Origin of the sequence: Streptomyces sp. 7-21, from assembly GCF_016741785.1 — a bacterium.
Classification (GTDB): Bacteria; Actinomycetota; Actinomycetes; order Streptomycetales; family Streptomycetaceae; genus Streptomyces.
In genome coordinates, this window is sequence record NZ_JAERRL010000012.1 from 24,918 (window position 1) to 44,803 (window position 19,886).

Genomic DNA, 19,886 nt, shown 5'->3' on the forward strand with positions numbered 1-19,886 from the left:
GCGTCGGGACGGCCCCTGCTGCTGCTCCGCGCCGCCCGGCTGGCCCGGACGGAACCGTCCGGCGAGGTGCGGCTGCCCGCGCCCGCCGCCGTCGCCGACCTGCTGCCGCTGCTGCTGGACCAGCTGGACGCGGGGCCCATGGTGGCGCTGCACCTCCTGGCGACGCTGGGCAACGCGGAGGTCGCGGCCGCGCACGTCGGAGCGCTGACCAACGTGCCCGATCCGGCGGCCGTGTGCGAGCGGCTGACCGAACTCGGCCTGGCCGAGGGCACGGAGCGCGGCTACCGCTGCGTGCTGGACGTGGCGGACGCGCTGTGGCGGCGCGGCACCCCGGCGTTCCCCGCCGACCGGCTGTGTGACTACTTCACGCGGTGGGCGGCGCTGCCCACGACCACGCCCGCCGATCTCGCCGCCCACGCGGCGGTCCTGGAACGAGCTGTTTGGCTGGCTGAACGAGAGGAGCGGTTCGACCTCGCGGCCGCGCTGGCACGGGCCGCCTCGCCCGGACTGGGCCGCTCGCTGCGGTTCGGCGTCTGGGGGCGCGTCCTTGGCCACGGGCGCGGAGCCGCCCAGCGGGCGGGCGACAGCCGGGCACTGGCGTACCTCACCCACGAGGAGGGCGTGCGCGGCCTGCTGCTCGGACAGCACGCCGTGGCGGGCGCGCTGCTGGGCGAGGCGCTGGTGCTGTGGCGGCAGCTGGGCGACACGGACGGCGCGCACGCGGCGGCGCACGCGCAGCGGTACGCGTCGCCGCCCCAGGCGGCGGGGGCGGGAGGCAACTCGCTTGCGGGCGGCGGCAACACGGGGGCCGCCGGCCCGCACCCCGCCCCGGTCGCGGGCACGCCGCAGGGGCCGGCTGTCACGTCCGGTGCCACGCCGGGCGCGCCGCCGGCGGGCGGCTGGCTTCCGCCTGCCCCGGCCTACGGCCCGCACCCGGGGGCGGGGATGACGGTGCCCGGCCCCGGCGTCTCGCCGTACGGGCCGAGCCCGCTGGGCCCGCCGGTGCCACCCTCAGGGGCGGGCGGGACGGCCCCGGCTGGCGCGGCGACCGCCTCGGCCGGCACGGGCGCGGGCTTCGGCGGGATGGTGACGCTGCTGGTGATCGGGATCGTCGCGGCCATCGTCCTCGGCGTTGTCATCGTGAACTCCCAGTCCGGCTCCTCTGACACGTCTGCCTCGTCGCAGGGACCGGACGGCGCCGGTTCCGGCCCCGGGGCGGATACCGGCGACGCGGGCACGGACGGCGGCGCCGGGACCGATCCGGCGGACGACTCCCTCCCCGAAGCGACGGAGGACGACGGGCTGGAGGGCATGTGGGAGGACAGCTACGGCAACGTCTACGAGTTCGTCGAGGAACGCCCCGGCACGTACGCCATCACGGGGCCCGACGTGTGCGGGGGGACCACCACCACCGAGTTCACCGGCAGCGACGGGACGTACAGCGCCACGGTGCCGTTGTACGACGTGTCAACCGGCACGTGCGAGGTCATCGGACAGGCACGCCAGACCATCACCGTGGACGCCGACGGCGAGTCCGCCGAGGTCCTCACGGAACAGCTGTCGGGCGCGGAACGGGGAGTGGAGTGCTTCTCCTGCGGCACGATGTACCTGACCCGGCTGTGACATCCGCCTTGCCGCCGCGACGGCATCCGCGACCGGTGGCCACCGTCTCCTGCCCCCAATTCCGATGCGCCCACTGTTCCGCCTGACTGAGGTGAGCCGCCATGAACGGCCTCGCCCGCACCGCGGAGCGGCTCTGCGGCCTCCCGCCCGATCTTGCGTCACGCCGGCCTCACCACCCTTCCCGCCGAACGTCGGGGGACTGCGGACACTTACCGGCGGGGGTGGGCTCAGCCGGGGCGAAACGCACGAGCGGTAGTCCCGCCACACCATGCGACCTCGTCACGCCCGACTGGCGCCCTAGGATCGAGTAATTGCTCCCCGTGCAAGCGGAGGTGAGCCGACGCCTGCGTCCTGCACGGTGCCGAGGCCGCTGTCCTCCCCGCGCACGCGGGGATGACCCCTAGGAAGGGGTACCACGCGGGCAACGCTCCTCGTGCTCCCCGCGCATGCGGGGGTGAACTGCGTCCGACTGCAAGTAAGGCGGAGAACCACGTGGCAGTCCCCGTCTACGTGAGGGGTTACACGAACTAGGAAGGGGAGCCACGTGCGCAAGGCGCTCGTCAGAAATAAGTCGCTTCCACGCAGCGTAAGTTGAGGCGGCGTGCTTGGGTGTTGTACGGTCCGTGCATAGCAAAGGCCGGGCCCGCCTCTCGCCGGCACGAGAGGAGCAGAGGGCCCGGCCCAGTCCTCCAAGCCTCAGAAAAGGAGAACTGCAATGAGTGTAGTGGCTGGCGTCCCGTCTGAGCGCCCGGGGCGTGAGTCGTGGCCGTGGTGCTGGCTTGCGTGCCTTCCCGCGAGCTTACCGGCGGCGCCGTCCCCTTGGGCCCCAATCGTCTGGGTGGCGATTTTGGTCATCGTCGTCCTGGCTACACGTCTCCCCAGCCGTTCTTGCTCATAACGTAACCGCCGCCCACCCCGGAGTGTCCGGGCTGGGCGGCCACATCTATAGGTAGAGGTACGGGCGGTGTCCAGAGAGAGAGGGGGCGTTAGGTTGTCTGGTGGGTTATCGCCTGCTTCCTTTGGCGATTTGTCCCTACCTGCCCGGGTGGCATGGGCGAAGTATGACCGCGAGGATGGCGCCTCACTACCGCTGTGGCGGCACATGGCCGACAGCGGAGCAGTAGCCAAGAAGCTCTGGGAAGACTGGGTGCCGCACTCGGTCCGGCACTTGATCGGCTGCGAGTTGCCTGGTGGGCAGGAGGACGCCAAACGCCTCGTTGTCTTCTTGGGAAGTTGTCATGATATCGGCAAATCGACCGTTTCTTTCGCATGCCGGTTCGAGCACCTGGCCGCTCCCATGCGCGAAGCGGGGCTGGCCATGAAGTCGGCTCGCGAGTATGGGCAGGAGCGCCAGCTGGCCCCGCATGGGCTGGCCGGACAACTCCTTCTCCAGGAGTGGCTGGAAGAGCGGTTCGGTATCCGGGGCCGAGTCTCCGGGCAGTTCGCCGTGGTCGTCGGGGGACACCACGGCGTGCCTCCCGATCACCAGCACATCCACGACCTTCAGCTTCGCCCCCACCTGCTGCGCCACCCTGGCCCCAGCGAAGAGACCTGGCGGCGGGCCCAGTTCGAACTGCTGGATGCCTGTGCTGTCTTCTCCGGAGCCGACGACTGTTTTCCGAAGTGGGGGACGGTGCGGCTGTCACAGCCGGTGCAGGCCCTGCTGACGTCGATCGTGATCGTGGCCGACTGGATCGCCAGCGCACGCGAGCTGTTCCCTTACGACCCTGAGAGCTGGCAGCCGGCCGGGCCGCGCGGAGAGGAGCGCCGCCTCCGTGCCGCCTGGGAAGGGCTTGACCTGCCGCCTGCGTGGATGCCCGAGGAACCCCCGCACGACGCAGCCGAGTTGTTCGCCCAGCGCTTCCCGACGCTGGAGGACGCGGCGATCCGCCCTGTGCAGTCCGAGTCCGTACGCCTTGCCCGCACCATGCCGGCTCCCGGTCTGCTGCTCATCGAGGCACCCATGGGCGAGGGCAAGACCGAGGCGGCCCTGGCCGCCGCAGAGACGCTGGCGGCCCGCTCGGGTGCGGGCGGGGTGCTGCTGGCGCTGCCGACCAGGGCCACGAGCGACGCCATGTTCCCCCGCCTGCTGGAATGGCTGAAGCATCTGCCCGGCGAGGGGCGCAGGTCTGTGGTACTCGCGCACGCGAAGGCCGCGCTCAACGAGGAGTGGGCCGGGCTGCTCCGGAAGGACAGGCATGTTATCGCCGCCGTGGACCCCGATGGTGACCAGGGCACGGGCCGCGCGGGGGCCCGTGCCACCGGCCTCCACGCCCACCAGTGGCTGCGCGGCCGGAAGAAGCGGCTCCTCGCCTCGTTCGCGGTCGCGACGATTGACCAGCTGCTCTTCGCCGGGCTCAAGACCCGGCACCTCGCTCTCCGGCATCTCGCCGTGGCGGGCAAGGTCGTCGTCATCGACGAAGTCCACGCCTACGACGCCTACATGAGCCGCTACCTGGACCGGGTCCTGGAATGGCTCGCGGCCTACCGGGTGCCGGTCGTGCTGCTTTCGGCCACGCTCCCGGCCGAGCGCAGGCGTGCGCTCGTCGCCGCCTATGCGGGAGCCGAAGCGGCGGCCGAGGTGGTGACTGACCCGGAGGCCTACCCCCTGCTCACGGCCGTCGCCCCTGGCCAGCCCACGCTCACGGCTCGCCCGCGGGCGGCCTCTGGCCGCCGCACCGAGGTCGTGGTGGAACGCCTCGCGGACGACACAAAGTCCCTGGCCGACCGGCTGGAACGGGAGCTGGCGGAGGGCGGCTGCGCGCTCGTCATCCGCAACACGGTGGACCGCGTCCTGGAGGCCGCCAACGCCCTGCGCGAACGGTTCGGCGAGGACGCGGTGACCGTGGCGCATTCGCGGTTTCTCGCCGCCGACCGGGCGGCCAACGACGCCGCTCTGCTGCGGCGGTTCGGGCGGAACAGCGACGAGCGGCCCAGGAAACACATCGTCGTGGCCAGCCAGGTCGCGGAACAGTCACTCGACATCGACTTCGATCTGCTCGTCACCGACCTAGCGCCCATCGACCTGCTGCTCCAGCGGATAGGACGGCTGCACCGCCACCCCCGTAAGCGGCCCGAGCGCCTGGCCTCGGCCCGCTGCCTGATCACCGGCGTGAAGGACTGGTCGGAGACACCGCCGCGCGCCGTGTGCGGGACCCGCACCGTCTACCAGGGCGAGTACACCGTGCTGCGGTCCCTGGCGGTGCTCACCCCGCACCTGAAGGGAAAACCGCTCGAACTGCCCGGCCACATCAGCCCGCTCGTCCAGGCCGCGTACGGCGAGGAACAGGCGGTACCGCCTGAGTGGACCGAGGCCCTGGACGACGCACGCGCGCAGCACGACGCGCTGCTCGCGCGCAAACGCCAGAAGGCGGAGGGCTTCCTGCTCGGCCCGGTCCGCCGCCCCGGACGCCCGCTGTACGGCTGGCTGGAGGCGCACGCCGGTGACGCCGACGACACCAGCGCGGGCCGTGCCCAGGTGCGCGACAGCGCGGAGACGCTTGAGGTACTCGTGATCCAGCGGCAGGCCGACGGGCGGCTCACGACCGTGCCGTGGCTGGACGGCGAGAAGAAGGGTGAACGCGGTGGTCTCGAACTGCCCACGGATGTCCCGCCCAGCCGCCGCGCGGCCGAAGCCGTTGCGGCGAGCGCCGTCACGCTGCCCTGGCAGTTGAGCACGTCCAAGCGGATCGACGAAACCAAGGCCGAGCTGGAGCGTTTCTCGGTTCCGGCCTGGCAGGCCAAGGAGTGCCCTTGGCTGGCTGGCGAGCTGATCCTCGTTTTGGATGCGGATTGTCAGTGCCGTCTGGCAGGCTACGAAGTTACCTACAGTCGCACGGACGGACTGACGGTGACGTCTTCTGGTGTGCCCGGTTCCGGTGCGGGCGCAGCGGGGTGACCGATGAGGTGGTGGGGAGATGGGTGGCACGAGCGACGGAACGACCAGGGGGGACGTGGCGCCGGTGGAGCCGTCGTTCGACCTCGTATCGAATCCGTGGCTTCCGGTCCAACGGCTGGACGGCGTGGTCGAAGAGGTGTCGCTCAGGGCTCTTTTCGAGCAGGCGGGTGAGCTGAGGCGGCTCGTCGGCGATGTGCCGACGCAGGAGATCGCTCTGCTCCGCCTGCTGCTCGCCATCCTCTACGACGCCCTGGAGGGCCCAGCGGAAATCGAGGACTGGGAGGAGCTGTGGCTGGATGACCGGTCACTCGCTCCTGTGCGGACCTACCTCGACAAGCACCGCGAGTGCTTCCAGCTGTTCCATCCTGAGCGTCCGTTCTTCCAGGTGGCCGGGCTGCGGACGGCGAAGAACGAGATAGCGCCGCTCAGCCGCATCGTCGCGGACGTGCCGGTCGGCGAGACGTTCTTCTCCATGCGGGAACCAGGCGTCGACCGGCTCTCCTACGCGGAGGCCGCGCGCTGGCTGGTGCACGCGCACGCCTACGACACCTCGGGCATCAAGTCCGCGATGCTCGGAGACGACACGCGCCCGAAGAACGGCAAAGTCTATCCGCTCGGTGTTGGTTCGCTCGGTGGCCTCGGTGGCGTCTTCGCCGAAGGCGACACGCTCCGCGAAACTCTCCTTCTCAACCTCATCGCCCTGGAGGAGGCGTACGGCGGGGAGACCCGCACCGAAGATGAGGAACGGCCCGCCTGGCGACGTCCCCCGACAGGTCCCGCGCCCCAGCCGGACGCGGCGAGCCGCCCCCGCAGCCTCCGGGATCTGTACACGTGGCAGACCCGCAGGATCCGGCTTCACGCCGAGGACGGCGCGGTTACGGGCGTCGTCCTCGGCTACGGCGATCCGCTGGCCCTTCCCGATCCGCACACATTGGAGCCGATGACGGCCTTTCGTCGCAGCTGGACACGGGAGAAGACGGAGCGCCGCAAGCCGGTGTACGTGCCGGTCCGGCACGACCCGAGCCGCTCCGCGTGGCGTGGGCTGGCGTCGCTGCTGCCCGCCAAGTCCCACGCCGGGGAGAAGAGCAAGAAGGGGGAGCCAGCCGCCCTTCGTCCTCCCGGCGTCGCCGAGTGGTTCGCGAAGCTCACCACCATGGGCGAGGTGTTCCCGCCGAAGAAACTGATCCGGCTCCGCCTGATCGGCACCGTCTACGGCACCCAGCAGGCCGTCGTGGACGAGATCGTGGACGACTCCCTCGTCCTGCCCGTCATCACGCTGCACGAGGCCAACCCGGAGTATGGCGCCGCAGCCGTGGACGCGGCCGACGAGGCTGAACAGGCCGTGCGCGCCCTCGGCCAGCTTGCCGCCAATCTCGCCCGCGCAGCGGGGACCGACCATGAATCCCCGGATAACTCGGCTCGCGATGCCGCGTTCGGGGCTCTTGATGGGCCTTACCGAGCGTGGCTTTCGATGCTGCCAGATTTTCCTGATCTGGAGGACGCGCGGCGCGAGTGGCGTACAACTGTGCGATACCACCTGCTGCAACACGCCCGGGAACTGCTGGAATCCGCCAGCCCGGCTGCCGACGAGGGACGGGTGGTCGAACTGCCCGGCATGGTCAAACGGCTTATTGACGCGGGCCGCGCCGAGCGCTGGTTCCATTCCCGCCTGGCCTACGTGCTGAAGACACCGGCTGACCAATCAACCAGTTGAGCCCTGCCAGCGGACACGACCCCGGACCACTACACGGAGACCACAATGACCACTCAGCCAGAGTCTGGCGATGAGGACGGTGCCGGCGCCGTCGGTGAACACGGTTCCGGTGAACCTGATCGGGCGCTCGTGCGTGACGCGACCGTGGCGACCATCAAGCAGCTCCAGCGCGGCTATCAGCAGGACGTGGCGATGGCTGTCGGCGCCGTAGCCCGGCTGCGGCGCGAGGCGGGACGCCCGCCGCACGCCTCTCCCGCGAGCTGGGGCCTTGACCACATGGAGGAGCTGACCAAGAGGCGCTACAGCGAGCTGGAGGAACCGGCATCCGACAGCGTCATCGAGCGGGAGGACACGGCGGTCCATCTGGCCGTGACCTTGTGGGCGCTGCACCAGCAGTCGGTGCGTGACCAGCCGATGCACGACTGGCACTGGCCGCTTGGCCGCGCCGTGCGGCAGCTGGGTGCCGCAAGGTCGGGGGCCGCGGACAGCGGCGTCTCCGTCGAGGAGTTCCCCCCGACGATCCGCAAGCGGTTCGTGCGGATCGGCACGGCCTCCGATATCGAGACTCTCGGGGGTCGCCTGCGCGACATGGTCACGCTGCTCCGAGCAGAGCGGATCCCGCTGGATTACGGCCGCCTCGCTTCCCAGCTCCTCGAATGGCAGTACGAACACCGCCAGGGCGACGTGCGCCGTGCCTGGGGGCGCGAGTTTCACCGTGCCGAGTCAGCGCCCGCCAGCAATGACCAGCCCACCGACGACGACTGACCGCCGCTGCCCTAGCCAGAGAACGGAATTACGGTGAACCGGACCATCCTCGATATTCACATCCTTCAGACCGTGCCGCCAAGCAACCTCAACCGCGATGACACCGGCACGCCGAAATCAGCCTATTTCGGGGGTGTCCGGCGTGCCCGGGTATCGAGCCAGGCCTGGAAGCGCGCCACGCGCCGGGCCTTCAGCGACCTGCTCCCGGCCGAGGAACTGGGGGTCAGGACGAAGAAGGTCGCCGAGGCACTGGCCGAGCGCATTACCGCGCGGGACGCCTCCCTTGCTCCCACGGCCGTCGAGCTGGCCAAGGAGACCCTGGTAGCGGCGACGGGCTCCAAGATCGAGGTGCCCAAGCGCAAGGAGAAGGACGGCGAGGAGAAGGCGGCCTCGCCCGAGTCGTCGTACTTGATGTTCCTCAGCAGGCGGCAGCTCGACGCCCTCGCCGAGATCGCCATTGCGGGCGGCGGGCCGGACGGTGACCCGAAAAAGCTGAAGGAGTATCTCAAGCAGAAGGAGCACAAGGCCGCCGCGCGCCGGGCCGTGGACACCCGGCACTCGGTGGACATCGCCCTCTTCGGCCGCATGGTCGCCGACGCCAGCGACCTCAACGTGGACGCCGCCGCGCAGGTCGCGCACGCCCTCAGCGTCCACAAGTCCGACATCGAGTCCGACTACTACACCGCCGTCGACGACCGCAGCGAGGACGACGAGTCCGGCGCCGGGATGATCGGCACCATCGACTTCAACTCGGCGACGCTGTACCGCTACGCCGCCGTCGATGTCGACGCGCTGCACGCCAACCTGGGCGCCGGACTCCGGGAGGACAAGGCCCCGACCACGCCCGTCGAGAAGGCGGTTGGCGCGTTCCTGGAGGCGTTCATCACCTCCATGCCCACCGGCAAGATCAACACCTTTGGCAACCACACCCTCCCCTCGGCCGTCATCGTCAAGCTCCGCGACCGCTGGCCGGTGAACTTCGCCGCAGCCTTCGAAGAACCCGTCCCCCGAGGGCCCGAGGGCGGCCACCTCCGCGAAAGCTGCTGCCGCCTCGCCAAGTACGCCGCGGAACTGGAGAGGGCGTACGGCATGGAGGGGGGCCACGACCACAGCTGGGTCTTCCGCATCGGCGAGGAGACAAAGCCGCTGGCAGAACTTGGCCAGAACGTGGGGCTGGAGGACCTGGTGAGCGATGTCAGCGAGGCCGTGCGGCAGCGCCTGGGGTCCGGGGCATGACCGTCCTGCTGCTGCGGCTCGCCGGGCCGCTCCAGTCCTGGGGCTCCGCCGCCCGGTTCGCCCGCCGGACCACGGAGAACGCGCCCACCAAGAGCGGCGTGCTCGGCCTGCTCGCCGCCGCCGAGGGTCGCCCTCGCACCGCCGACCTGTCCGACCTGGCCGCGCTGCGCTTCGGCGTGCGCATCGACCAGCCCGGCACCCGGCTGCGCGACTTCCAGACCGCCCACCACCAGGACTCCGGCAAGGCCATGCCGCTGTCGGATCGCTTCTACCTGGCCGACGCGGTCTTCGTCGCCGGTGTCGAGGGAGACACTGGACTCCTGAACCGGCTCCACCAGGCCCTGCGCGCACCGCGTTTCCTCCCGTACCTGGGCCGCCGTTCCTGCCCGCCCTCTCGCCCCGTCGAGATGGGCCGGCCGCTGGAAGACGTCACGCTGGAGGAGGCCTTGCGTGGGGCCGAGTGGCAGGCGTCGCCGTGGTACAAGCGGCGGCTTCAGCGGATGGCGAAGAACGAGCAGCAGTCCGCCGGGCCGCCCGCGCTCGACCTGTTCCTCGACGCCCCGCCGAGCCAGGCCCCGCACCTGTCCCTGCGCGACACCCCGCTCAGCTTCGACCCGCGCCACCGCCAGTACGGGCTGCGCGGTGTCGTCACCGACCGGACCGTCCCGCCGCCCGGCGATGACGACCACGACCCGACCGCCGTTCTCTCTCCCGCGCCATGAGGACGCCCCGATGTACCTGACCCGCTTCCGCCTCAACACCGGCCGGCCCAGGGCCCGTCGCCTCCTCGGCTCGCCCCACCTGATGCACGGCGCCGTCAACCTGGCCTTTCCCGAGCCGCCGCCGCGCGGGGGACAGGGGCCGCGGGTGCTGTGGCGCGTGGACATGAACGCCGAGGGCCGCGCTGACTTGTACGTCGTCAGCCCGCAGCGCCCCGACCTGACCCACCTCGTCGAGCAGGCGGGCTGGCCTGCCCTGGACACGCCCGGGTGGACGACCTTCGACTACGGCGGGTTCCTGGAGCGGCTGGCAGTAGGCGGCACCTGGGCGTTCCGGCTCACGGCGAATCCCGTCCACTACGTCCGCAGGCCGCAGGACCCGCCGGACGCACCGACCAAGCGGACGGCACACGTCACACCGCGCCACCAGCTGGCCTGGCTCCTCAAGCAGGAGGAACGCGCGGGGTTCGAGATCGTGCGCAAGCCGCCGGAGCGGCGGCTGACCGAGCGGGGCGACGAGTGCGAGGTGCTCGTCCGCGACGTCATGCCGCTGCGGTTCAAGAAGGGCGCCAAGAGCGGCGAGCCGGTGCGTTTCACCCGCGTCACCTTCGACGGGCGGTTGCGCGTCACCGACCTGGCCGCGTTCCGGCGCACGCTGACCCACGGGCTGGGCAAGGCCAAGGCGTACGGCTGTGGCCTGATGACCCTGGCGCCTGTCACGTGATGGCCAGTTGGCCACCGCCCGTCCAACTCAGTAGGGGTTCGAGGACAGAGAAGGTAAACGAAAACGAAGCCTGGCCGCGATAAAACCACAGGTCAAGAAGTCTGCTCCCCGTGCACGCGGGGATGGTCCCTCGATCGACGTCACGGCCCGCGCCCGCTATCACTGCTCCCCGTGCACGCGGGGATGGTCCTGCCTGTTCGATTGGTGGGCCTGCCTTGGCCAGCTGCTCCCCGTGCACGCGGGGATGGTCCCATCCGCCCGAACCTCGACGTAGTGGTGGGCGGCTGCTCCCCGTGCACGCGGGGATGGTCCGGCCAGCGCCGACGAGCCGGCATCAAGCGGTGACTGCTCCCCGCGCACGCGGGGATGGTCCTCACCGCGTCCACCTTCGCGCGTAGATCGTCCACTGCTCCCCGCGCACGCGGGGATGGTCCTCCCTCCTCGACCGGGACGGCGCCTACGCGACGCTGCTCCCCGCGCACGCGGGGATGGTCCGACCAGATCCGCCGCACCGGCGGCTGCGCCGACCTGCTCCCCGCGCACGCGGGGATGGTCCGTGAACGAGATGACCATGGACTCCGCTGCCTACCTGCTCCCCGCGCACGCGGGGATGGTCCCCGAGGTACCGGGTGTGGATCTCGCACTCGTGGCTGCTCCCCGCGCACGCGGGGATGGTCCGGGCGACCCTGCCGACGCCAGGCGCACACTGATCTGCTCCCCGCGCACGCGGGGATGGTCCCCGGCGTCAGCGCATCCTGGAGAATGGACGCCACTGCTCCCCGCGCACGCGGGGATGGTCCTGCCCTCAACCCAGCCACCGCCCCTATCGCGGTCTGCTCCCCGCGCACGCGGGGATGGTCCTTTCACACTCGCCGACAGCCTGCGCGGTCACCACTGCTCCCCGCGCACGCGGGGATGGTCCTCGCCGCTCAGGCGGGCGTACAGCCCTGCTGTCCTGCTCCCCGCGCACGCGGGGATGGTCCTGCCGCGCCTCCCGCTGGGTGAGCGGGCCGATGCTGCTCCCCGCGCACGCGGGGATGGTCCGCGCTGCCCCCGAGTCACCCCGCCCTAGGGCTTCTGCTCCCCGCGACCGCGGAGGGTGGTTCTTCCTCGCGGAAATCGGTGGCACCAGAGCCAGCACGGTGACCAGGCTAGTGGCGTGACAGTACCGAAGTACCAGATCAGGGCGCGGTATACGGAGTCGACGGTCACCGTGTACCAGGCGTACGCCCCGGAGATCGGTGTTCCGGCGGCCCGGGAGGGGCGGTTTCCTCCGGCGTGGAAGCGGGACCGGATGACGTGGATCAAGCCGTCGTTCCTGTGGATGATGTACCGCTGCGGCTGGGCGACGAAGGCGCGCCAGGAGACCGTGCTCGCTGTCGAGATCACCCGGGACGGTTTCGAGTGGGCGCTGGCGCACGCCTGCCTGTCGCACTACGAACCCACGCTCCACACCAGCCGCGACGCGTGGAAACGCGAGCTGAGGCGCGCGCCCGCACGGGTCCAGTGGGATCCGGAACCTGCACCTGCGGCCGTTGCCCCACCGGTCGCTCCAGCTGGGCCTGGGCGGTGAGGCCGCGCGGCGCTACGCCGACGAGTGGATCGTGTCGGTCACCGACGTCACGCCGCTGGCCCACGCGGTCCACGGCCACGTCCGTGACGGCGACCTGGACCGTGCCCGGCACCTGCTGCCGCCCGAGACCCCGTACCCCGTGCCCGACGAGAAGCTGGCGTACGTGCGTCCCCCTGTAATCCCCGGGGGGCGCAGGCAGGCGGGCGGCGAGCAGCAGCCGGGCTGTTTCGCGGAGGGCAGACCGCCGGAAAGGGCTCAGGACGCCTGCCCCTTCCTAGGCTGAGGGGGTGAGCAGCAACGCGTCGAACGAAGCCCGTGTCGTGCCGCTGCGTCCGGTCCCCCCGGCCGGCGAGGCGGTCAGGGAGCCGCTGTGGCGGCAGCTGGTCGGTGATGTCCTGCGCCGCGAGCGGCTCGGGCAGGAGCGCACCTTGAAGGAGGTCGCCGAGGAGGCGCGTATCTCCATGGCTTACCTCTCCGAGATCGAACGCGGCCGCAAGGAGCCCTCGTCGGAGGTGCTGGCGGCGGCCGCCCGTGCGCTCGGCCTCGGGCTGTCGGACCTGCTGGACCGCGCCCAGCGCGAGCTGTACCGGCGGCGCCCGGCCCGCGCCGTCTCCGCCCTCGGCCGCGCGGCCGCCGCCCGGCCGGGAGCCGCGGGACGGGGACCGGTGCCGCCGACGGCGATGGTGCGGCTCGCCGCCTGAGGCCGCCGGTCCCGCCGCGCTGGTGTCAGGCGGGCACGGCCCGCCGCGTCAGCACGTGGTCCGCGATGCCGTACGCCACGGCCTCCTCGGCCGTGAAGACCTTGTCGCGGTCCATGTCCGCCCGGAGCGTGGCCACGTCGTGCCCGGTGTGCCGGGAGAGGACGTCCTCGACCTGTGACCGGATCCGGATCAGCTCCTTGGCCTGGAGGCTGAGGTCCGCGAAGGTGCCGCGCTGGAGGCCGCTGGCGGGCTGCCCCAGCAGCACCCGGGCGTGCTCCAGCACGACGCGCCGCCCCGGATCGCCGCCGGCGAGCAGCACGGCGGCGGTGGAGGCCGCCTGGCCTACGCAGATGGTCGAGATCGGCGCGGTGACGTACGACATGGTGTCGTAGATGGCCATCAGCGCTGTGTACGAGCCGCCGGGGGAGTTGATGTAGATGGAGATCTCCCGTTCCGGGCTGGCCGCTTCCAGGTGGATGAGCTGGGCGATGACGACGTTGGCGACGCCGTCGTCGATCTCCGTGCCGAGGAAGATGACCCGTTCGGAGAGCAGCCTGCTGTAGATGTCGTACGCGCGCTCGCCCTGCGGGGTGCGCTCGACGACGGTGGGGATCGTGTACTGGCCCATGTCAGAACCCCGTCCTGCGCCGTGCGGCGCCGCCGGGGCGGACGTCCTCCAGGGACGTCAGCACGTGGTCGATCATGCCGTACTCCTTCGCCTGCTGCGGGGTGAACCAGCGGTCGCGGTCGCTGTCGCGGGCGATGGTCTCGGGCGTCTGGCCGGTGTGTTCGGCGAGGATGCGTTCCAGTGAGCGCTGCGTGAACTCCAGATCCTGGACCTGGATTTCGACGTCGGCGGTGGTGCCGCCGATGCCGGCGGTGAGCTGGTGCATCATGATCCGCGCGTTCGGCAGGGCGTGCCGCTTGCCGGCGGTGCCGACGGTCAGCAGGAACTGGCCCATGCTGGCCGCCAGTCCGATGGCGAGCGTGGCGACGTCGTTGGGGATCAGCCGCATCGTGTCGTAGATGGCGAGGCCGTCGCGGACGGAGCCGCCAGGGCTGTTGATGTAGAGGCTGATGTCGCTGCGCGGGTCCTCGGCGGACAGCAGCAGCATCTGGGAGCAGATGCGGTTGGCGACGGTGTCGTCGACCTCTGAGCCGAGGAAGATGATGCGCTGTTTGAGGAGTTCGGCCGCCAGGTGGTCGTCAAACCGTGAGGGCGGTGTGCCGCCGCTGGCGGCCCGTGGCGGTGAGCCGGTGGCTGTCATGGGTGCGTTGCCTTCCTTCCGGAGCCGTGCCGGTTTCCTGTCCCGGGCCGTCGTCCCGGTGCCGGTGTCCCGAGTCTTGACGGGGAAGGGCGGGTGGCGGGCACGGATCGGCCCGCAGCGGATTCGCCGCTGGCAGAGCGGGCCGTGCAGGGAAGGGGGGACTGTACGGGTGCGATAACGGTGCGTGTGCGCCTGGCTCCTCCTAGGCTGGAGGAAATGGTTGAACGGACAACGGATGGGACGGACGGATGAGGCGGTCGGGCGACGGCAACACCGAGTACGGCAGGAAGAAGTTCCGGCGGTCCCCGGCGCACTTCCGGGACCGGATCACGGCCGACGGGCGGGACGGCTGGCCGGTGGAGCCCGGGCGGTACCGGCTGGTGGTGAGCCTGGCGTGCCCGTGGGCGAGCCGGGCGCTGATTTCCCGGCGGCTGCTGGGACTTGAGAAGGCGATTTCGCTGGCGGTGGTGGACCCGATCCAGGACGACCGCAGCTGGCGGTTCACGCTGGATCCGGACGGCCGCGACCCGGTGCTCGGCATCCGGTACCTGAGCGAGGCGTACGACAAGCGGGAGACGGGCTACCCGGGTGGGGTGAGCGTGCCCGCGATCGTGGACGTGCCGAGCGGGAAGCTGGCCACCAACGACTACCTGCAGATCACGCTGGACTTCGCGACCGAGTGGACGGCGCTGCACCGGCCGGGGGCGCCTGACCTGTACCCGGAGCCGCTGCGTGACGAGATCGACGAGGTCATGGACGCGGTCTTCCGGGACGTCAACAACGGCGTGTACCGGGCGGGTTTCGCCACCGAGCAGGACGAGTACGAGAAGGCGTACGCCGATGTCTTCCGGCGTCTGGACTGGCTCTCCGAGCGCCTGGCCCGGCAGCGTTACCTGGTGGGCGACACCATCACGGAGGCGGACATCCGCCTGTTCACGACGCTGGTGCGGTTCGACGCGGTCTACCACGGCCACTTCAAGTGCAACCGCAACAAGCTCACCGAGGACCCGGTGCTGTGGGCGTACGCCCGGGACCTGTACCAGACGCCGGGGTTCGGCGACACGGTGAACTTCGACCACATCAAGCGGCACTACTACGAGGTGCACACGGGGATCAATCCGACGGGCATCGTGCCGGCGGGGCCGGACCTGTCGGGCTGGCGGACGCCGCACCACCGCGAGGAGCTGGGCGGGCGGCCGTTCGGCGACGGCACGCCGCCGCCCCCGCCGCCGGCGGACGAGGAGATCGCGGCGGCGGGGTGATCCCGGCGTCCGGCGCGCGGGCGTGCGCGGCGGCGCCGTCGGCCGGGGCGGTTCACAGGCCGATGGCGCCGTCGATCCGTTCGCGCAGCAGGTCGGCGTGCCCGTTGTGGCGGGCGTACTCCTCGATCAGGTGCAGCAGCACCCAGCGCAGCGAGACGGTGCCGCGCCCGGCGTCGTGGCCGGTGATGCCGAGGTGCGGCGCGCGGGCGAGGAAGCGGTCGCTGAAGGCCGTCTCAGCGCCCAGGCGTGCCAGGCCGCCGCGATGACGGACGGGTGCGGCACCGCCCCGTCGAAGTCGCCGTCGGGGTCGGCGGGGGTGGTGAAGCGGGGCGGCGCGGCCTCGCCCGCGAGGGCCCGCCGGAACCAGCGCCGCTCCTCGTCGGCGAGGTGGCGGACGAGGCCGAGCAGGGACAGGGTGGACGGTTCGACGGAGCGGCGGGCGAGGTCCGTCGTCAGGTCGGAGCACTTCAGTTCCAGGGTGGCGCGCTGGACGCGCAGGAAGTCGTGCAGCATGGCGCGCTCGTCGCCGGTGGTGCGGGTGGCGGGGCGCGGGTCGCGGTCGGGGGGCACGAAGGCCGCGGCGCGTCTGTGGCGGCGCGCCGCGCTGCTGATGCGGCTCATGCCGTCCATGGTGCGCCGCCGGGCCCGGCTGGCTCACTCGTCGGGAAACTCCGCGTACCAGTGGAACGTTTCTTCGGTGCCGCCGCTGGCGAGCAGCCACGCCGTGCCGCCTCCGGCGAGGAGCACGGCGGCGACCGCGGCGGCCACCCACCAGGGCCGGCGCGGCCGGCCAGCGGGCGGCGGGGCAGAAGGAGGCATGCCGGGCGGCGGCGGGGAACCGTACGCCGGCGGATACGGCTGGTAGGGCTGGTACGGGCCCGGCGCGGACGGCTGCTGCGACGGGAGACCTAACGGGCGCGGTAAACCCCCCTGCGGAGGCTGCGTCATGTGAACCCCTCCCCTAGACGCGGTCGTTGCCCACCCTACGGGGGTGCGGCCGCCACGCGGCAGCCCGCTGGGTACGGCCGGAACAACCCCGGCGATCGAAATCTGTCGAAAGAAACCTCTCGCCCTAGACGTCCGTGCTGGGGCCGTCTTAGTGTCTCCGTCGCCGCTGGCTTCGCCGCGACCAGGAGGTTCGCGTCGAAAGTTTCGATGACCGCGAAGGAGGCAGGCATGGCCACCATCACCGACGTGGCCCGGCACGCCGGGGTCGCGGTCAGCACCGTCTCGTACGTGATCAGCGGCAAGCGCTCGATCTCCGCGCCGACGCGGCGCCGCGTCCTGGACGCGGTGGCCGCCCTCGGCTACCGCCCGCCCGCCTCGGCCCGCTCCCGCGCCATCGGGCTCGCCGTCCGCGTCGAGGACGGCACCCACCGGCCGCTGCTGGCGGAGTTCATGCTCTCGGCGAGCGTGGCCGCCCGCCGCCATGACCGGAACGTGCTGCTGCTGACCGACGAGGACGAGCACGGCATCATGGACGCCGCGCTCCTCGACGGCCTGATCCTGATGGACGTCGGTGTCCTCGACCCCCGCCTCGACGTCGTGCGGGGCCTGCCGGTGCCCACCGTGCTGCTCGGCCTGCCGCGCGACCCGGCCGGGTTGCGCTGCGTCGACCTGGACTTCCGCGCCGCCGGGCGGCTGTGTGTCGACCACCTCGCCGACCTCGGCCACCGCGACGTGATCCTGCTCGGCGCGCCCCTGGCCGCCTACCGGCGCCGCGCCGGGTTCGCCGAGCGCACCGCCGCCGGAGCGGCCGAGCGGGCCGGGGAACGCGGCGTGCGGCTGACCCACCGCCCCTGCGAGGGCGACTGGGACGCCACCGCCGCCACCCTCACCCGCGTGCTCCAGGAGCGGCCCGGGGCCACCGCGCTGATCGTGCAGAACGAGGCCGCCACCCCGCACCTGGCGCCGCTGCTGCGCGGCTACGGGCGCGCCATCCCCGAGGACCTGTCGCTGGTCACGATCGGCTCCGACGCCGTGGCCACGGCGGGCAGCCCTTTACTGACCTCCGTGTCCGTGCCCGCGGCCGAGATGACCGCCCGGGCCGTTGACCTGCTCATGTCCGACGAGGAGCCGCCCGGCGGCCCCGCCGTCCTGCTCGAACCCCGGCTCACGGTGCGGGCCTCCACCGCACCCGCCGCCTGATTTCCCGGAAAACGCTTCCCGCCACGGCCGGCGCCACCGTCGCCGCCATGCCCTAGGAACGCCCATGCCGCACGCTCGCCCCCATCCGCGCCCGGCGCGCCGCCCGGGCCGCGCCGTCACCGCCGCCGCGACGGCGCTGACGCTGGCCGCCGCCCTCGGCGGCTGCTCGCTGATCACCGCCCGGACCGGCCCCCACACCCTGACCGTCGCGGACTACTACACCGCGGAGCCCGGTAACACGGCCCTCACCGAGATACTCGACGAGTGCGGCGCCCGCATCGGCGTCGACGTCGTGCGGGAGGTCATGCCCCGCTCCCAGCTCGTCCCGAAGCTGCTGCGCGACGGCGCCGCCGGCACCCTCCCCGACCTGGTGCTCAGCGACAACCCCGACCTGCCGAAGCTCGCCTCCACCGGCGCGCTGCTGCCGCTGGACGACGAGGTGGACACCGAGGGGTTCTACGACAGCGTGCTCGACACCGGCCGCTACGACGGCGAGCTGTACGGCGTCGCGCCCGGCGTCAACGGCCTGGCGCTCTTCTACGACCGCGAGGTCTTCGCCGAGGCCGGCCTCGAACCGCCTACCACCTGGGAGGAGCTGCGCCGCACCGCCGCCGCGCTCACCGAGGGGCACCGCTACGGGCTGGCGCTGTCGGCGATCGGCACTGAGGAGGGCACCTGGCAGTTCGAGCCGTTCCTGTGGGGTGCGGGCGCTGAACTGACCGACCTGGACTCGCCGGAGGCCGTGACCGCCCTGTCGTTCTGGGGCTCCCTCTTCGACGACGGCTCGGTGTCCGCCTCCGCGCTCAACTGGTCGCAGTCGGACGTCGCCGAGCAGTTCGCCGGCGGCCACGCCGCCATGATGATCAACGGCTCCTGGCAGCTCGCCGCGCTCGACGCCTACGAGGACCTGGACTACGGCGTCGTCCCGCTGCCCACCCTCCGGGAGGGCGGCGAGCCCGCGACGCCGATGGGCGGCGAGGCGTGGGCCGTGCCGCGCGGCGACAAGCAGGACAAGGCGGTGCAGCTGCTCAACTGCGTGCTGGAGCCGGACAACATGTACACCTGGTCGCGGCTGCGTGCCGACGTGCCGAGCCACCCCGACGTCGCCGAGCGGCTGCTCGCGGACCAGCCGGACCTGGCGCCGTTCGTCGAGAGCGCGCCCACCGCCCGTTCCCGCACCGTCGAACTCGGCACCGCCTACCCCGCGGTCGCCCAGGCCCTCTCCACAGCCATGCACCAGGTCGCCACCGGCGGCGCGTCGCCCGCCGAGGCGCTCGCCGCCGCGCAGCGCGAGGCCGAGTCGGGGGACGAGTAGGAATGCGAGGGACCGACACCATGAGCACCCCCAGCGCGGCCGCGGCCGCGGAGCGCCGCACCCGGCTGGTCCGCCTGAGCTTCTACGTGCCGGCGCTGCTGTACCTGGCGCTGTTCTTCGGCTACCCGATCGCGGCGAACGTCGTGATGTCCTTCCAGGACTACACGCTCACGTCGTTCTACGGCGGCGGCGCCCCGTTCAGCGGCCTGGACAACTACGCGGCCATCCTCGGCGACGAGCTGTTTTCCACCACGCTGTGGAACACCGCCGTCTTCACGGCGGCCTCGCTGTTCTTCCAGTTCTCCATCGGCCTGGCACTGGCGCTGTTCTTCCGCCGCCACTTCCCGCTCTCCGGGCTGCTGCGGGCGCTGCTCCTGCTGCCGTGGCTGCTGCCGCTGCTGGTCTCCGGCACGGTCTTCCGCTGGCTGCTGGACAAGGACTACGGCGTGGTCAACCACGTGCTGATGAACCTGCACCTGATCGACGACCCGGTGCCGTGGCTGGTCTCCACCGACCACGCCATGGCGGCGGTCGTGATCACCAACGTGTGGATCGGCATCCCGTTCAACATGGTCATCCTCTACGGCGGCCTGACCGGCATATCGCCGCAGCTGTACGAGGCGGCCTCGCTGGACGGCGCCGGCGCGTGGCAGAAGTTCCGGTACGTCACCTGGCCGCTGCTGCGCCCGGTCACCTCGGTGGTGCTGATGCTCGGCCTGATCTACACGATCAAGGCGTTCGACATCGTCATGGTGCTCACCCAGGCCGGGCCCGCCGACGCCACCCAGCTGCTGTCCACCTGGTCGTACCAGCTGTCCTTCACCGAATTGCACTTCGGGCAGGGCGCGGCCGTCGGCAACGTCCTCATCGTCATCGCCATGATCTTCGCGCTCGTCTACCTGCGAGCGGTCCGCAAGGAACAGACCGGGAGGTAGCCGGA

14 protein-coding genes, 2 pseudogenes and 1 CRISPR repeat array are annotated in these 19,886 nt (G+C 71.5%); of the genes and pseudogenes, 13 read left to right on the plus strand and 3 right to left on the minus strand.

Annotation, left to right across the window (positions count from 1 at the left end; genetic code table 11):
- Nucleotides 1-66: 66 nt before the first annotated feature.
- The 9 genes and pseudogenes from JK356_RS16075 to JK356_RS16115 all read left to right on the plus strand — a co-directional run bounded on the left by JK356_RS16075 (nucleotide 67) and on the right by JK356_RS16115 (nucleotide 12,953).
- On the plus strand, nucleotides 67-1,623 hold the full coding sequence (locus JK356_RS16075) for a hypothetical protein (RefSeq protein ID WP_201868705.1): 1,557 nt from the start codon (nucleotides 67-69) through the stop codon (nucleotides 1,621-1,623).
- A gap of 1,102 nt (nucleotides 1,624-2,725) precedes the next feature.
- Complete coding sequence (gene cas3 / locus JK356_RS16080; protein ID WP_201868708.1) at nucleotides 2,726-5,521, plus strand: CRISPR-associated helicase Cas3'; 2,796 nt, start codon at nucleotides 2,726-2,728, stop codon at nucleotides 5,519-5,521.
- A gap of 19 nt (nucleotides 5,522-5,540) precedes the next feature.
- The gene (casA, locus tag JK356_RS16085) at nucleotides 5,541-7,235 is read left to right on the plus strand and encodes a type I-E CRISPR-associated protein Cse1/CasA (protein ID WP_201868710.1); all 1,695 of its coding nucleotides are present in this window, start codon (nucleotides 5,541-5,543) and stop codon (nucleotides 7,233-7,235) included.
- A 129-nt stretch (nucleotides 7,236-7,364) separates the two neighbouring features.
- Entirely contained in the window at nucleotides 7,365-8,000 is a 636-nt protein-coding gene (casB, locus tag JK356_RS16090; RefSeq protein ID WP_201868712.1) for a type I-E CRISPR-associated protein Cse2/CasB, read from the plus strand.
- 33 nt (nucleotides 8,001-8,033) lie between these two features.
- A complete protein-coding gene (cas7e, locus tag JK356_RS16095; protein WP_201868714.1) occupies nucleotides 8,034-9,236 on the plus strand; it encodes a type I-E CRISPR-associated protein Cas7/Cse4/CasC in 1,203 nt (400 codons plus the stop codon).
- Complete coding sequence (gene cas5e / locus JK356_RS16100; protein ID WP_201868716.1) at nucleotides 9,233-9,958, plus strand: type I-E CRISPR-associated protein Cas5/CasD; 726 nt, start codon at nucleotides 9,233-9,235, stop codon at nucleotides 9,956-9,958. The genes cas7e and cas5e overlap by 4 nt, the downstream gene beginning before the upstream one ends.
- Nucleotides 9,959-9,968: 10 nt before the next feature.
- A complete protein-coding gene (gene cas6e / locus JK356_RS16105) occupies nucleotides 9,969-10,679 on the plus strand; it encodes a type I-E CRISPR-associated protein Cas6/Cse3/CasE (RefSeq protein WP_201868717.1) in 711 nt (236 codons plus the stop codon).
- Between the two features lie 101 nt (nucleotides 10,680-10,780).
- A CRISPR array of direct repeats spans nucleotides 10,781-11,784; the repeat unit is 28 nt; unit sequence CTGCTCCCCGCGCACGCGGGGATGGTCC.
- A gap of 54 nt (nucleotides 11,785-11,838) precedes the next feature.
- Nucleotides 11,839-12,421, plus strand: a pseudogene (locus JK356_RS16110) (DUF4291 domain-containing protein); the annotation flags it as partial.
- A 118-nt stretch (nucleotides 12,422-12,539) separates the two neighbouring features.
- Nucleotides 12,540-12,953 carry a helix-turn-helix domain-containing protein gene (locus JK356_RS16115; protein WP_201868719.1) on the plus strand — a complete coding sequence of 138 codons (414 nt, stop codon included), beginning with the start codon at nucleotides 12,540-12,542 and terminating at the stop codon, nucleotides 12,951-12,953.
- A 25-nt stretch (nucleotides 12,954-12,978) separates the two neighbouring features.
- On the opposite strand, the gene JK356_RS16120 is transcribed toward JK356_RS16115, so the two are convergent.
- Both JK356_RS16120 and JK356_RS16125 read right to left on the minus strand, forming a co-directional pair.
- Complete coding sequence (locus tag JK356_RS16120) at nucleotides 12,979-13,581, minus strand: ClpP family protease (protein ID WP_201868721.1); 603 nt, start codon at nucleotides 13,579-13,581, stop codon at nucleotides 12,979-12,981.
- Between the two features lies 1 nt (nucleotide 13,582).
- Entirely contained in the window at nucleotides 13,583-14,221 is a 639-nt protein-coding gene (locus JK356_RS16125; protein WP_201868723.1) for a ClpP family protease, read from the minus strand.
- A gap of 248 nt (nucleotides 14,222-14,469) precedes the next feature.
- On the opposite strand from JK356_RS16125, the gene JK356_RS16130 reads away from it, so the two are divergent.
- A complete protein-coding gene (locus tag JK356_RS16130) occupies nucleotides 14,470-15,483 on the plus strand; it encodes a glutathione S-transferase family protein (RefSeq protein ID WP_201868725.1) in 1,014 nt (337 codons plus the stop codon).
- A gap of 52 nt (nucleotides 15,484-15,535) precedes the next feature.
- Here JK356_RS16130 and JK356_RS16135 read toward each other — a convergent pair.
- Nucleotides 15,536-16,104 (minus strand): annotated as a pseudogene (locus JK356_RS16135) (DinB family protein).
- A gap of 555 nt (nucleotides 16,105-16,659) precedes the next feature.
- Between JK356_RS16135 and JK356_RS16140 the strand changes: the two are divergent.
- The 3 genes from JK356_RS16140 to JK356_RS16150 all read left to right on the plus strand — a co-directional run bounded on the left by JK356_RS16140 (nucleotide 16,660) and on the right by JK356_RS16150 (nucleotide 19,881).
- Nucleotides 16,660-17,631 (plus strand): LacI family DNA-binding transcriptional regulator, encoded by a 972-nt coding sequence (locus JK356_RS16140; protein ID WP_201868727.1) that lies wholly within the window; start codon nucleotides 16,660-16,662, stop codon nucleotides 17,629-17,631.
- 64 nt (nucleotides 17,632-17,695) lie between these two features.
- The gene (locus JK356_RS16145) at nucleotides 17,696-18,946 is read left to right on the plus strand and encodes a sugar ABC transporter substrate-binding protein (RefSeq protein ID WP_201868728.1); all 1,251 of its coding nucleotides are present in this window, start codon (nucleotides 17,696-17,698) and stop codon (nucleotides 18,944-18,946) included.
- Nucleotides 18,947-18,966: 20 nt separating this feature from the next.
- A complete protein-coding gene (locus JK356_RS16150) occupies nucleotides 18,967-19,881 on the plus strand; it encodes a carbohydrate ABC transporter permease (RefSeq protein WP_201868729.1) in 915 nt (304 codons plus the stop codon).
- Nucleotides 19,882-19,886: the final 5 nt, after the last annotated feature.

Coding starts and splice junctions, on each gene's coding strand:
- cas3 (WP_201868708.1), top strand. CDS start 2,726: ATGGCCGACAGCGGAGCAGTAGCCAAGAAGCTCTGGGAAGACTGGGTG.
- casA (WP_201868710.1), top strand. CDS start 5,541: ATGGGTGGCACGAGCGACGGAACGACCAGGGGGGACGTGGCGCCGGTG.
- cas5e (WP_201868716.1), top strand. CDS start 9,233: ATGACCGTCCTGCTGCTGCGGCTCGCCGGGCCGCTCCAGTCCTGGGGC.
- cas6e (WP_201868717.1), top strand. CDS start 9,969: ATGTACCTGACCCGCTTCCGCCTCAACACCGGCCGGCCCAGGGCCCGT.
- JK356_RS16120 (WP_201868721.1), bottom strand. CDS start 13,581: ATGGGCCAGTACACGATCCCCACCGTCGTCGAGCGCACCCCGCAGGGC.
- JK356_RS16125 (WP_201868723.1), bottom strand. CDS start 14,221: ATGACAGCCACCGGCTCACCGCCACGGGCCGCCAGCGGCGGCACACCG.
- JK356_RS16130 (WP_201868725.1), top strand. CDS start 14,470: ATGAGGCGGTCGGGCGACGGCAACACCGAGTACGGCAGGAAGAAGTTC.
- JK356_RS16140 (WP_201868727.1), top strand. CDS start 16,660: ATGGCCACCATCACCGACGTGGCCCGGCACGCCGGGGTCGCGGTCAGC.
- JK356_RS16145 (WP_201868728.1), top strand. CDS start 17,696: ATGCCGCACGCTCGCCCCCATCCGCGCCCGGCGCGCCGCCCGGGCCGC.
- JK356_RS16150 (WP_201868729.1), top strand. CDS start 18,967: ATGAGCACCCCCAGCGCGGCCGCGGCCGCGGAGCGCCGCACCCGGCTG.